We start from the raw sequence: 13,197 nt of genomic DNA on the forward strand, positions 1-13,197 counted from the left end.
TAGTAATGGTGAGATTAAAAACTCTTATCATGATAAATATGTTTTCTTAGCCATGCAGGCTTCCTTGCTTCGTTGATTAAAAAATTGCATGCTTTCTCATACCAACATCTTAGTTTCGTTTTTTCACACGTATTAAATCCCTTGCAACGATCTGTCTCAGGTTCGCTAATCACTTGGCGTTACAGGTGGATTTGGTATAACGGATGTGTTCAGTTTTAAAACTTGAGCTGATCATTTTGGATTGGGATAATTTGTAGATCTCGACAACCCTTTGTAATGCGAAGCGAATCTCGTTGCATACGCATAGGTTTATATCCATAACGGTTGATATACATCAGTTAACTGATTATTTAATAATTTCATCAATTACAATCACTTTAGTAGTGATTTCTTATTTCAATTGAAAAAACTGTTAACAAAACTCAATAATGTTCATTATATTTAAATGCTCATAAAATGTGAACATTATAATTTAATGAACAAAAAATATGGTGCATAGGAAGAAAGATTTATTGGAGAAAGTTATGCATTCTTTCCAAGAAACAACGCAGATAGAATCGCGGTGGCGGGAGACTGACGATTTCGATTACAGGCTGACTATGGAAGTCAATAAAAAGGAACTGCAATGGTGTGTAGAAGTAAAGAATAACATACAACTTTACCACTTGAGTGATTTGATACACAAATCAACACAAAACGGACAATTGCTGATAATTTCAACAAGTTTTTCTGAAGCAATAAGGCAGGAATTGCGAAAAGCGAATATCGGCTATATTGATCTGCTGGGGAATGCGTATTTAAGGCAGAAAGACACGATGATATGGATAGATGGTAGAAAGAAATCAAAGCAAGAAAATCCAGTCGTGACTAGAACATTTTCGAAATCTGGGTTGAAGCTGATATTTCTGCTATTAAGCGAACCTTCCGCTGTAAAGATGACGCAGAGAGCGCTCGCTGATCAAGCCGAAATAGCCTTGGGAACCGTTCCAATTATCTTGAAAGGATTAAAGGATGATGGCTATTTAATGAAACTAAACGCGAAGGAATATACACTTACCAATAAAAAGGAGCTTTTGGAAAAATGGATTGAAGGATATGGAGATAGACTAAAGCCATCGATTCAGATCGGAAAATACAGACTGTCGAAATCGCATAAAAATTGGCAAGAGATATCCTTGTTGAGCGGAGACGTATGGGGCTCTGAGGTAGCTGCATCGCTGATGAACTATTCATTAGTTCCTGAAAAATTCACGATATATAGTAATAGGACTTTTAGTGAACTCATCAAGAATTATAGGCTTATACCAGATGAAAATGGATTAGTAGAAATAAACAATGCGTTTTGGAAAGAAATCGACACAAAGAACTCAGAAACAATTGCGCCACATATTCTGATTTATGCGGATTTATTGACGAGTGATGATTATAGAAATCATGAAGTGGCATTTAGCATCTATAATGATTTAATTAAGCAGCACATCGTCTAATGAGAAACGGAGAACTGAAAGAACTTTTTGATACCATTGAAGAAGGGTTTGCGTACCTAAATATTGACTTTTACTTAATCGGCGCATTAGCACGACAAGTATGGTATGACAAGGAAGATATTGTTTATCGAAGAACAAAAGACGTTGATTATGGTGTATTGATCAGCACACAACAAGAATATGAGGAAATAAAGCGTTATTTAATTACTAGGGCAAAATTCACGGAATCTCAAGATAACGCTTTTTTAATGATTTCTCCTGACGGCATTCAAGTGGATCTTTTGCCTTTCGGAGATATCGAAAATACTGGATCAGTTTTGAGAGATAGCCACGGGATGACCTCAATAAAAGTTGATGGCATGATGGAGGTTTTTAGATTGGGAACACGCGAGGTAACATTTGAAACTGGTCATACATTTAAGGTTGCAACTTTATCAGGAATCACTATACTCAAATTCATTGCCTATGATGACCGGCCGGAACAAAGGCAGAAAGACATCACAGATATAGCAAACATTATCAAGCATTTCTTCCAGCTTCATGAGGAATTGATATACGAAGAGCACAATGATCTTTTCGATGAATCCATAAATACTCGTTTTGAATCTATAGGTCCGATTGTATTAGGGCGCGAAATGCAGCGAATTTGCAACGAAAATGAAGGTTTAAAAACTAGAATAGCATCCATCTTTGCAAAGCATATCGAACAAAAAGAACAGAGTTCACTTTTAAAACTGCTGGTAGCCGCCCAAAGAGAAGCGGAATTAAGCATCGAGGACGCTAGCGAAATACTAAAAAATATACGCAGGGGTTTTTTAGCGCAATAAATTTCGATATGCCTTTTTTCAGTAGATTCCGTTTTGTCTAGGGCGGGATCTGTGTATATCTGATTCAATTACATCTTTCCTATTTTTCGATTACCAAATGACTTAACGAAGGGTTTTGACGCAACCGGTCCATTTCTACGTTAATACACAATTGTATATCCTGTTTGATCTGTAAATAGTTTTGTTGAATGACCTGCTGGGTAACTGCGCGTACATCAGGAATGTCCTGATAACTATTTTGCTCAGCAGCTAACATGTTATGATCATTAACAATCTCCGCATTAAATATCTTATGATCTATTTTAGTGTCTGGGTTATCAGCTACAATGCCAACAAACTCACCTGAACTCAGTGTTGAAATCTTCGATGCTGGAATGGCCAGATCAAGTTGTTTGGATCGGGTAATAGAGGTGTCCGTACTATTGATTGAAAGGCTTTCGCGATCTTGCAATATTTTCCCGAAGCGATCGGAGAGCTGTTTTGCCGTGTCGCCTGTCACCTGACCAGAAATAATGTTGCCGGCAATATTCACAATAACGTCGGCTTGTTCCCTGCCGTAGTCTTTTCGTAGCTGACTGAAATCTTGGACACCTAGTACGGTAGATACTAAATTGCTTCTAGCCGTAGCCATTAAACTATCTATATTGTTTAAGTATATGGTTGGAAACTCATCGAATATTAGGCTACTTTTAAGTTTCTTTTTCTGGTTAACAATCTTTATCAGTCTATTTACATACAGCGATAACACGGCACCATAGGTCTGGATTTTTTGCGGATTGTTGCCCATGCAAATAATTTTTGGATCAGCGGGATTATTCAGGTCTAAACGAAAATCATCGCCTGATAGCACATAATAAAGTTGAGGTGATGCCAAGCGAGCCATAGCAATTTTAGCAGACGCTATCTGGCCTTCCAACTGATCCGTTGCGCCATTTAAGTATGCGTTCACAAATGGGTTTATTAACACTTCGATCTCTTTTTCGGTACGCAATAATGTGAACAGACTGTTATAGTCAGATTGCATGAGTTCTATAACGTGGGGGAGGGTACAAAACTCGCCGTCGCGGTAGCATCTTAAATACCATATAATAGCCGTTAAAAAGTTGATGGGAGATTCCACAAAAAAGTCCCCCTGCTTTTTAATCCATTCGCGGTTTAATCCCATCAGAATAGTTCTCGCGCTCTCCGCTGCATCTGTAATATCGTTCATGCTTGAGGGTTCTAAGGGGTTGCAACGATGAGTTCGGTTAAGGTTGTCAAAGTTGATTACATAGAACTTTGGTATGGTGGAATACTGATGTTTATTTGCCAGCCAGGTATTGTAAGCAATACGCGAAAGATCATCGAATTTGAAGTCATAAATAAACATGCTAAAACCCTTTGCGATGTGTTGGGTAATGAAGTGCCTAATTACGAAGTAAGATTTTCCTGAACCTGGCGACCCCAGAACGAGCGTTGCACGAAATGGATTGATAATATTTATCCAGCTATTACGATGTTGCTTTTTTAGTTGATAGCGAGCAGGTAAGTTTATGGAGTACTCATTATGCAGGTATCTTTCTTCTTGGGGAAAGGTCTCGTTTTCTCTATTGAATATGTCCGCTCCGCTTAGTCGCTGTTTAATGATGCGCGTTAAGAGTGTTCCGCTAGTAATGATAAATAGTAAGCCTAGGGATGTCAATATTATATAGGTGACGAGCGCGGTTTTGCCAGCCAAACCTATTTTAAAAATAAATACGCTTGTAAAATAAAGCAAGATGCCCATTATCAAAAACCTTAAAGTTTGCCCATAGTTGATCTTCTCACTTTTGCGCCCTTTCGCACCCAATAGAGAAACAATTACTAGCCCCAAACAAATTACTTTTGAATAGTGAAATCTTGTAAATAATCCAGTAGATTGAATATTATTCATCAGACTATCAGTGATCGAACTATGCAGTCCCCAGCTGGCAAATATGCTATACCCGTAGTAGTAAAAATGCAGGCAAAGGATTACTATTCCCAGCATGCGTGTCATGTCTAGAATCTTGCGTAATGCTTGTTCGTTTTCTCCAGTTTGTAAAGCCATACCATTTCTTTCTTTGTTTCAATGCCTAAGCGCTTCAACGTTTAATATTTCTCTTTTTCTTCTTCTTTTTGGTCAAAGATTTGGACACATAGTCAGGCGTATACTCGGCATTCATTATGGTACTGATAGCATCCGTGAGATCTACTGGTGATTGCTGCTCCATAGTAGTGGGTTTATCCAATGATCCAGGCGCGGCATTGTCTTGTAGCGCGGTCTTATTGTATCGAAAAGAAGTTCCCACAGAGTCATCTGCTGAATTGTTTATTGATTGAATTCTTTCTTGTAAGGGCTTTGCACTATAACTCTTTCCTAAGGCACTGCCGTTAAATACGCATTTTGTAATGTGATCAACAAACGTTAGCCCATAGATTTCTTGGTTATTATTTTGGCGCAGATGTAACTGTATACCGCTATTTTTTAGCAGCGCGCGAAGATCAGACAAACTCGAAGGGTTATAAGCAAATGCTTGTTCAATTTTGTTGCGAAGATGCGGTTTGTATGCCAGGCGCGCGTTGTGATGTTTTGAAAACGTCGACTCCAAATATTTCAAAGTTGCCGCCGAATAAAATTTGCTTGCCTTAATTGGTACACCAATAGGTTTTTTATTGTGGTCTATGATTCGATACATTAGTCCGCCATGCCTGTAAGTTCGCGAAGTTTCATTGCCTCTATCTGCCATAATATTAAACTCACTAAGCACGGCGTTAAGCTCGGGCAGACTGGTAAACTTGTAATGAGGCAACACGGCATCAAGCACTTTTTGGATGGCTGCTTTAGTTTCAATTTGGCCATATAATACTTTGCTAATTGCAGATACATTGATAACCTTGCTTTGCCGCTTACTACGTGAATCAGCAAACACTAAATCGAATCTTTTTTCAATTTCGCGCCGAGCATCTTCCGACTGGTTACGACCGATGTTTTGCATATCTATGCGGCTTCCGTCTGGGCGCACTTTAACCGTGACGATGTGAATATGTGGATGCCCGGCATCGTGGTGCTGATAAACCAAATAAGGCTGTTGTTCAAAGCCAATTTTTTGCATGTATACCTGTGCAATTTCATTCAGTCTATCTGCAGTCAAATCGCGATCAGTGGTATCAAAGTTCAGTGAAATATGAACGCTATTTCGGGAGACATTTGTATTAAGTTCCGCACATCTCGATAGCCTATTCAGCTTCATGTGGAATGTCAAATTTTGCAGCTCACACGGGTAATTGATCGCAGCGATACAATTGGCAACGCCTTGATCGACCTTCGCTTCATTGTAGTTGAGAATCCTAGAAATGGAGCTACCTGTCTTAATTATTGCAACCATAATTCTGCAATTTTTTGTATTGAATTTTTGATTTGCTCTATTTTATTAGTTAGGATTTTTCGTTGCATTTCAAAGCCAATTTGCCACGATTTCAACTCGTGATATGTTGTAAGCATATGCAATCTTTTCACTGCTTGATTAAGATTATTGCCTAGTGGATTAAGCTGATTTCTAAGGCGAATAAGTTCTTCCATCATATCATCCATTGACCTATTTCGAATGGTCTTGACAATAGGTTTCCCCAATGCGCAATTACGTATATATTCACTCAGCTTACGGCAGGTGGACTGCTCGAACCTTTTCTGAATTAACACATATTCATCCTGCGTTAACCTGAAAATTACGCGCCTACTTCTGTTTGCATTTTCGTTCTCCATCACATTTTCCCTTTCTACATTACAAACACTATCTTTTCATTTTCATTACTTCATAAAATCGCCGAGTTCCGAGGCGTTTACCAATAATCGGTTGTCTGACAAACGGACATCTTGCCGATTGCACAAGACAAGCAATCTCACTTAGCATGTCAAATGACCTACGGTAACTAATCAAATTCAACTCACTACCTACGCATTCTGAGGTTTCTCAATTTTTCCCCAATCTGAAACCCGACAAAACTCCTCTAAACCCAAAAACTGGCTTTAAATTTTAAATTTCTAATTCTCCGAAGAATAACATCTCGAACTATCTCAAAGAAAACCGATAGAAATAATTAAAAATTCATTAATCGGGTGTTCAACTTTTCATCATAATTTGCTGTTCAGCCTAGAATATTTAAAACATCAAAAGCTTGTAATTCTAACTACCAATTCCAACCCGCTTCCCCAATTAATTACTTAGGTTAATCCTTATCTCTTTGTTATTAAAGGGTAACCTGAACTACTATACACCTAACTGTCTAATCAGTAATCAGCAGATCAAATTTAGTAAGTCTATTGCCTTAGAACGAACCACTACAAATTTCGAAGGGGTCATCATGGAAATTATCCTTTAGATTTGCAGAATAAGTGTTGAAGGATAAAGTGAGGAAATTATGTTATCAAAAAATGATGTTGCTCAAGTGTATGATACCATATTGAGTATCCCGGGTATGACTGAAACGGTCAAAATTGATTTGAAGATATCTCGGACGAGCGCGTTGCTGCTAGCGCACGTAATAGATCGTGGTATTAAAACTAAGGGCGATGGTACAAGCATGCTTGATGCAATCTCGCCGGAGAGCTTACGCGAGCTCGAATCGCTGAGCGAAAGCTGTTTGTCAAAAGCTGGATTGACGGATTTAAATGAACGCTTAAAAACGTTGGAAGCAGTCAAGTAATCGTGCATGTATTAGCGGCGATTAGCTGCGGTACATGTCATCGGCAAGAGCTGATTCCACCTGTCTCAACTTGATCGAACGCCAATTCAAAAAGTTTCAATTTCTATATCAAAAAAAATGCAAATGGGGGCTATAAGTCCCCATGTTCATTAAAGGAATAAAAATGGTTTTCGGTTAAGATGATGTGATCATTAACTGTGATGCCTAACAAGTCAGCTCCTGCTTTGATGCGAGCAGTAATACTATGATCAGCTTCACTTGGTTTGAGTGTTCCCGATGGATGATTGTGCGCAACAATAATGGATGATGCGCGGCACAGCAGTGCTGCAGAAAATATCAGTCTGGTATCCACCATTACCGAGTCGATTCCACCATCGGCGACTTTAAAATATCCAATTAAATCAGCAGCATTTGAAAAGCATAATAAGTAGAAACTTTCTCTAATAACTAGATCTGCAGCATTCCAAATTTTGCGTAAAACTTGTGAAACTTTATACGGACTGTTCACATGTTTGAATGTACCATCTTCAAGCATGGCACTTTGGTGATAAGTAAGCATTAATTCGTTGGCGTAGACTGGAGATAATGTTTTTAGATCGGTTGTTTTGCTTTGAGTAGACATAACTTTAAAATTTACGTGATGAAAAAAATTAATTAACAACAGCGTCCTACGAGACAATAGCAAATCGATAAAAAGAAAAATGAAAGAAAATGAGCGTAGCGAGGAGGCTCCATTACAAATGGATACCCATTTTGTTGAAATTTTTATTTGCGCCGAGGCATGGGGGAGGGATATCGTTTTGCTGGTGAAGTAACTTTGTGTATAATTAATATTCGCTCCGATTCTTTATAATACTTAAAACGGTATTTTCTATTCAAAAAACTATCCCGCCATCTATTGATTTTGACTCATGTAGAATGGAGCGAGCTCCAAAGCAAAAGTCCCAACCTGAAGAACTATTATTTAATATATTTCGTACAAAGGATCATAATATTTCATAGGGAAAGCTAACCTAAGAAAAATAGATAGATTATTTAAGAAAGATTCTATGATATAACAATCGTTCATTTTCAACGAAAGCAAAAATAGTTCGATAAAAAATGCTCAATAATATTTACTTTAGTTCACGAATTTTCAACGGATTGACGGGTGAATATACGATTCAGAATAGCATGAAACCCTTTCCTGAAAAATTATTTAGAATACGAACCTTATATAGCCTTAATAATGAGAATACTAAAATTTGTAGGGACTAAAATCCATGATTATATAAACATTGATGTCGAATTTAATCACGATCTATCGATAGTCACAGGCGTAAATGGATCTGGGAAAACGACAGCAATACTATTGCTTCAAGCGATACTCTGTCCTAATGTTAAGGACTTAATTTCAATCCCATTCGAAAAGCTAGCATTGAGTATTTTCTATGATGGACTAGAACACCATATTACACTTGTAACGGAAGGGGACAATATAAACATCAACATCAATAGTATTGATGTCCCTATGATAATTAACAAAAGAAAACTAGAAGAATACGACTATATACAGTATAAACAAAAAGATGGCATCGAGGTGAATGACTATCTGCTAAAAAGTATCGCCCCCCACCCGGTAATCGATTTTATCCAAAGACTACCCTCTCCTATTTTTATAGGTCTCGAGCGAAGAATAGATGAGTCTCAATCTGATAAGGATGATTTCCTCATGGAAAGAAGAATGTTCATGAATAAGTCTAGGCATGCTATTTCACAGTATAGGCGACAATATAAAGGAACTCTCGGAGTGAGTCTTTTAGAAACAGAATTTCTAGTCCAATCAATGTATAAAACAATTAAAAAAATTGACGATGGTTACACTGCGGCTATCCAAAAGCAGATACTACTTAGTTATTTTGATTACATGACATTTGATCCGAAAAAAGATATTGCAAATCTTGATAATTACAACGAGAAGCTCCAACTGTTATCGAGGAGGCATGAAATTGAACAAACATTAAGAAAAATTGGTTATGACAACAATGCGTTTGTACAAAAATTGCAACCATTTTTTGAAAAATTGGAAAGGCTAATTGACAGCATTAAGCCCATGGAAACTGAAAGAAGCGGTATCAGTATTGAATGGCTAATAAATCGCTCACAAGTTGATAAATTGGCAACACTTGTAGAAATTATTGACGATTACAATAAAAAAGCAAGCAAAGCGTTCAGACCAATCACGAAGTTTGTTGATATAATCAATTCTTTTATAAAGGATACAGGAAAGAAAATTTACATTGATCAAGTCGGACATTTATTTATTAAAAGGCCTAATGGCAGAGATGTATCAATAGACGCTTTATCCTCAGGTGAAAGACAGATTGTTATTCTTTTTGCAAATGTAATGTTCAATAGATTTAGCTCGCAGTCTCAAGAAAACATACTGATCATCGACGAACCTGAATTGTCTCTTCACATAAGATGGCAAGACATATTTATAGAAAAATTATTGATAGCGAGCGAAAAAACTCAATTTATTCTAGCCACTCATTCCCCCGATATTGTTGGTGATTATAAAAGTAAAGGCGTCAAAATTAACAAAAACAAGAAAAATGCACAATAGGGCAATCGCTGCGAAATCGGCATCATCGATTTTCTACGAAGAGTATAATGATGTTGACATTTATATTGAAGATACTGGGGAAGGTTATCGTAAAATTTTTAAAGAACTTTTAAATAAAGCTCTGGGAAAAAAATTTAATATCGAACAAGTGTTCCCTTTAGGAAACAGGTCGCAAGTTATCGATCAGTGTAAAAAAAATCAGGAAAGCGATGGTCGAAAAAAAGTATACATAGTAGACGGTGATCTACATATTTTAAATTATGAAACAGATGATGAACTTAAAGGTCTATATGTACTTCCTCGATATTGCATTGAAAATTATCTTTTTTGTGAAAATGCTATAAATGAAACAGCTGACGAGGAGGAGTGTGAGATGGATGAAGATGAAATACGGTCTAAAATTGATTTCGAGTATTGGCTGTCAGAAAACGAACAAACTTTAGTGGATCTATTTATAATTTATGCGATCTGCCATAGATACATTCCTGACGAACAAACGGTTGGCTATAAAGTTTCGAAATTATGCAGTTCAAACTCAGGAATTGTTAACCCAGATAAGGTAATGGAGAGAAAGGAGAGTTTATTATCAAAGCTTATACCTATCCTGGGTGAGGAAAAGCTTCAACAAGAAATAAATAGCATAAAAGAAAGGATAAATCGTGATGACCGAAAACTGCTAAAATTTGTTTCTGGAAAAGACTACTTATTTCCCCTCATTATTACACGGCTACAATCAATAATGCGTTTTCCATCAAACAGTATATCCGTCCGTTTAAGGTTGGCGAAAAAAGCTAATGCTGACGAGCTAAAAAATCTAGAAAACTATATTTTTGAATAATAAACTTTTGGTTTTCACAGGAAGCATCATTCTGAAATCGAGAATAAAACCTTTTCATAGACAATATGTACTAACTGTTGGAAAGAAAACTTTGTTGCTAGGAATGCGTTATAGGAACCATTTAATCCTCTAAGCTGCATGGTGTTAATCTTAAAGGAACTAAACTTGAAATCTATTAAAATAAATTCCATATAGAATCATTGAAGGTCATAATTAAGAAATGAAAAACCCGAGGAACCGAAAGAGCTATACTCAGCCCTTCAATAGTAATAAATTATGCTTTTGGTAAATATACAATGGGCTAAAACTATGAAAACATTGCCACATCTTGAATTTTCATATATTAGCGAAATATAAAAATTCTTTGAATGCAAATTGGGTGCAATTTGATGTTTCAAATGCTATCAAACGTAAAAGAGATAAAACAGGTAGAAGCATCTCGAATAGATTTGTCATAAATCCGTAGTGATGGAAATTCATGACTATAAAGCTAACAGTATCTACTTAATCAATTTCGCAGTCTTAGCTATAAAAATTGATGTGATTTTTACAACAAATAACTTATGAAAATTAAAAAGATATAACTGAAAAACGGATATAAAAGGTTTCAAGACTTAACTATCGACCTTGGTGATAACCCCAAACGAATCGTAGCATTGGTCGGGCCGAATGGATGTGGGAAAAGTAGTGTTTTCGAAGGGATGTTGTTTCTCAATTCATCATTTAATTATTTGGGTGATACAGGAGGCAAGGATCATACTTATCATTCCCTTTACCAAACACCAAACTTCAATTATGAAAATGTGTCTATAGAATTTGACGAAGGTGGTTTTCATGAGTTAAGACAGAGACGAGAACAATTCGGTACGGAGAATACACTTTTCTCATTTCGAAGCCCATACAGGTACAATAGCAACTTAAAAGTCACGCAGGCTAGATCAACTAATGAAATAAGATTGAACCGTTATGGGGCAAGTTCCTCTGCGGATATCGATAGCAAAATGGAAGAGAACTATCGGCGAATTAATATCGAATTTAATCGATACATCAAGAACAATCCGTCATTCGTGACCTATGATTTAGCCAAACAAAAAATTATTGGAGATTTGAATAAGTCTCTAAAGAACTGTTTAGACCTTGAGATAGTTAGCATTCGAGATATTGAGGATGACAAAGGTACCTTGTATTTTAGAAAAGATGATCACGTAAATGAATTTGATTATAATGTTCTATCGTCAGGAGAAAAAGAAGTTGTCGACATATTGCTCGATTTGTATCTGCGACAAAACGACTATACGGATACTATTTTTTTAATTGACGAACCTGAGTTACACATAAATACATCAATACAGAAAAAACTTCTTTTGGAAATCAACAATCTGATTGGAGCTAATTGTCAAATCTGGATATCTACACACAGCATCGGATTTTTGAGAGCGTTGCAGCAAGAATTGAAAGATGATAGTCAAATTATTCAATTTGAAAAAGGAATTAACTGGGCGTCTTCAACTCAATTACTCGTACCTATAAAGAAATCGTTATCCAAATGGAAAGAAATTTTTGAGACTGCACTAGACGATTTGACAGGCTTAGTTAGTCCGAAGAGAATTATATATTGTGAAGGCAGAGATAGACCTGGATTGAATGGAATAGAAAAAGGTTTAGATGCAAAGGTATTTAACAACATTTACGGTGAAAAATACCCTGATACGTTATTCATTTCAAGCGGCGGAAACACTGAACTTGACCAAAGAAGTGAAATTGCATTAGCAATTTTGACTAAAGTCTTTTCCAATATAGAGATTCTGGTTTTTAAAGATCGAGATGTGTCTTCTGGTAAGCATAACACTGAAAATGATCGACAACATTATCTACTTAATAATCCGGCGCACTACAGAATTATGAAACGTTGGGAAATTGAAAACTATCTCTACGATAAAGAGGTTTTGGTTGCATATTGCAACAAATTCGGATTTAATTTTAATGAAACTAACTACGACGAGCACGTGCTCAATATTTACGATCAAAACCTTAAAGACGAAACTGGTAAAATCAAAAAGTTTTGCGGCATTACAACTAGCATAAATACTGAACAATTTAAAATAAATCTATCTGAGTGTATTACTGAGAATATGAAAGTGTATAAAGAATTAGAACAATGCATTTTTTATAGAAAATAATCTATATCGATAATATTATTTTAGATAAATACTTTTCTAGTTTGACGACACTTGTTATTGATCAAAACATAGGTGTGTGAGTGTAGTATATTTGTAGTAAACAAACTTAAATAACTGACTATCAACATACAATTATATTTATCTAACAAAGAACATCTTTTTATTTCAGTTTTTTCTAAACCGTATTATTCTAGTGGTTTAAGTTATCAGCCGTTTTCTATAATTAATAAAGGATAATTAAGATATCGAAATTATTAAGGAGCTATAATGCAACTTTATGTATTAATTTCGTTTAATTTTTGCCAAATAAATCCCGTACATCTTTGCCTAACGCTTGACAAATCTCAATAAGTGTAGATAACATGTAGTCTTCTCTAGCATTCTCAATTTTGCTTATTTTTTCTCTGTTAACTGTTCGACATCTATTCGCCAGATCTTTTTGTGTCCAACCTTTATTATGACGTAAATCTCTTATTTCTTCTCCGATTATTTTGTAGGTAGTTTTATGCTCTTCCTTCATCCTTTGAAAATCGCACATTCAAAAAATTATTTACGT

The 13,197-nt window shown here is 36.1% G+C and carries 11 protein-coding genes; 6 read left to right on the forward strand and 5 right to left on the reverse strand.

Annotation, left to right across the window (positions count from 1 at the left end):
• Positions 1-488: 488 nt before the first annotated feature.
• Together ACFSQ3_RS08750 and ACFSQ3_RS08755 are read left to right on the forward strand one after the other, a co-directional pair.
• A complete protein-coding gene (locus ACFSQ3_RS08750; protein WP_380869162.1) occupies positions 489-1,487 on the forward strand; it encodes a type IV toxin-antitoxin system AbiEi family antitoxin in 999 nt (332 codons plus the stop codon).
• Positions 1,487-2,314, forward strand: a complete 828-nt coding sequence (locus ACFSQ3_RS08755) for a hypothetical protein (RefSeq protein ID WP_380869163.1) — start codon at positions 1,487-1,489, stop codon at positions 2,312-2,314. The genes ACFSQ3_RS08750 and ACFSQ3_RS08755 overlap by 1 nt, the downstream gene beginning before the upstream one ends.
• A gap of 79 nt (positions 2,315-2,393) precedes the next feature.
• Here the strand turns inward: ACFSQ3_RS08755 and mobC are convergent, their stop codons facing one another.
• The 3 genes from mobC to ACFSQ3_RS08770 are packed head-to-tail and all read right to left on the reverse strand — an operon-like array spanning position 2,394 to position 6,077.
• A complete protein-coding gene (gene mobC, locus ACFSQ3_RS08760) occupies positions 2,394-4,382 on the reverse strand; it encodes a conjugal transfer protein MobC (RefSeq protein WP_380869164.1) in 1,989 nt (662 codons plus the stop codon).
• A gap of 34 nt (positions 4,383-4,416) precedes the next feature.
• Positions 4,417-5,700: a relaxase/mobilization nuclease domain-containing protein gene (locus ACFSQ3_RS08765; protein ID WP_380869165.1), complete on the reverse strand. Its 1,284-nt coding sequence runs from the start codon at positions 5,698-5,700 to the stop codon at positions 4,417-4,419.
• On the reverse strand, positions 5,688-6,077 hold the full coding sequence (locus tag ACFSQ3_RS08770; protein WP_380869166.1) for a plasmid mobilization protein: 390 nt from the start codon (positions 6,075-6,077) through the stop codon (positions 5,688-5,690). Before ACFSQ3_RS08770 ends, ACFSQ3_RS08765 begins: the two co-directional genes overlap by 13 nt.
• Positions 6,078-6,733: 656 nt before the next feature.
• On the opposite strand from ACFSQ3_RS08770, the gene ACFSQ3_RS08775 reads away from it, so the two are divergent.
• The gene (locus ACFSQ3_RS08775) at positions 6,734-7,018 is read left to right on the forward strand and encodes a hypothetical protein (RefSeq protein ID WP_380869167.1); all 285 of its coding nucleotides are present in this window, start codon (positions 6,734-6,736) and stop codon (positions 7,016-7,018) included.
• A gap of 130 nt (positions 7,019-7,148) precedes the next feature.
• On the opposite strand, the gene ACFSQ3_RS08780 is transcribed toward ACFSQ3_RS08775, so the two are convergent.
• Positions 7,149-7,640 carry a JAB domain-containing protein gene (locus ACFSQ3_RS08780; protein WP_380869168.1) on the reverse strand — a complete coding sequence of 164 codons (492 nt, stop codon included), beginning with the start codon at positions 7,638-7,640 and terminating at the stop codon, positions 7,149-7,151.
• A gap of 606 nt (positions 7,641-8,246) precedes the next feature.
• Between ACFSQ3_RS08780 and ACFSQ3_RS08785 the strand changes: the two genes are divergently transcribed.
• The 3 genes from ACFSQ3_RS08785 to ACFSQ3_RS08795 all read left to right on the forward strand — a co-directional run bounded on the left by ACFSQ3_RS08785 (position 8,247) and on the right by ACFSQ3_RS08795 (position 12,641).
• Positions 8,247-9,623, forward strand: coding sequence for an AAA family ATPase (locus ACFSQ3_RS08785; RefSeq protein ID WP_380869169.1), 1,377 nt, complete (start codon positions 8,247-8,249; stop codon positions 9,621-9,623).
• The gene (locus ACFSQ3_RS08790) at positions 9,613-10,461 is read left to right on the forward strand and encodes a DUF4435 domain-containing protein (RefSeq protein ID WP_380869170.1); all 849 of its coding nucleotides are present in this window, start codon (positions 9,613-9,615) and stop codon (positions 10,459-10,461) included. Before ACFSQ3_RS08785 ends, ACFSQ3_RS08790 begins: the two co-directional genes overlap by 11 nt.
• Positions 10,462-11,117: 656 nt before the next feature.
• Positions 11,118-12,641 (forward strand): AAA family ATPase, encoded by a 1,524-nt coding sequence (locus tag ACFSQ3_RS08795; protein WP_380869171.1) that lies wholly within the window; start codon positions 11,118-11,120, stop codon positions 12,639-12,641.
• Between the two features lie 292 nt (positions 12,642-12,933).
• Here ACFSQ3_RS08795 and ACFSQ3_RS08800 read toward each other — a convergent pair whose 3' ends face one another.
• Positions 12,934-13,161 carry a helix-turn-helix domain-containing protein gene (locus ACFSQ3_RS08800; protein WP_380869172.1) on the reverse strand — a complete coding sequence of 76 codons (228 nt, stop codon included), beginning with the start codon at positions 13,159-13,161 and terminating at the stop codon, positions 12,934-12,936.
• Positions 13,162-13,197 lie beyond the last annotated feature (36 nt).

It is taken from the genome of Sphingobacterium corticis (genome assembly GCF_042684745.1).
Classification (GTDB): domain Bacteria; phylum Bacteroidota; class Bacteroidia; order Sphingobacteriales; family Sphingobacteriaceae; genus Sphingobacterium; species Sphingobacterium corticis.

Excerpts from the sequence above, each read along its gene's own strand:
- ACFSQ3_RS08755 (WP_380869163.1), top strand. The coding sequence starts at position 1,487 with ATGAGAAACGGAGAACTGAAAGAACTTTTTGATACCATTGAAGAAGGG.
- ACFSQ3_RS08800 (WP_380869172.1), bottom strand. The coding sequence starts at position 13,161 with ATGAAGGAAGAGCATAAAACTACCTACAAAATAATCGGAGAAGAAATA.
- ACFSQ3_RS08770 (WP_380869166.1), bottom strand. The coding sequence starts at position 6,077 with ATGGAGAACGAAAATGCAAACAGAAGTAGGCGCGTAATTTTCAGGTTA.
- ACFSQ3_RS08775 (WP_380869167.1), top strand. The coding sequence starts at position 6,734 with ATGTTATCAAAAAATGATGTTGCTCAAGTGTATGATACCATATTGAGT.
- ACFSQ3_RS08790 (WP_380869170.1), top strand. The coding sequence starts at position 9,613 with ATGCACAATAGGGCAATCGCTGCGAAATCGGCATCATCGATTTTCTAC.
- ACFSQ3_RS08765 (WP_380869165.1), bottom strand. The coding sequence starts at position 5,700 with ATGGTTGCAATAATTAAGACAGGTAGCTCCATTTCTAGGATTCTCAAC.
- mobC (WP_380869164.1), bottom strand. The coding sequence starts at position 4,382 with ATGGCTTTACAAACTGGAGAAAACGAACAAGCATTACGCAAGATTCTA.
- ACFSQ3_RS08785 (WP_380869169.1), top strand. The coding sequence starts at position 8,247 with ATGAGAATACTAAAATTTGTAGGGACTAAAATCCATGATTATATAAAC.
- ACFSQ3_RS08750 (WP_380869162.1), top strand. The coding sequence starts at position 489 with ATGGTGCATAGGAAGAAAGATTTATTGGAGAAAGTTATGCATTCTTTC.
- ACFSQ3_RS08780 (WP_380869168.1), bottom strand. The coding sequence starts at position 7,640 with ATGTCTACTCAAAGCAAAACAACCGATCTAAAAACATTATCTCCAGTC.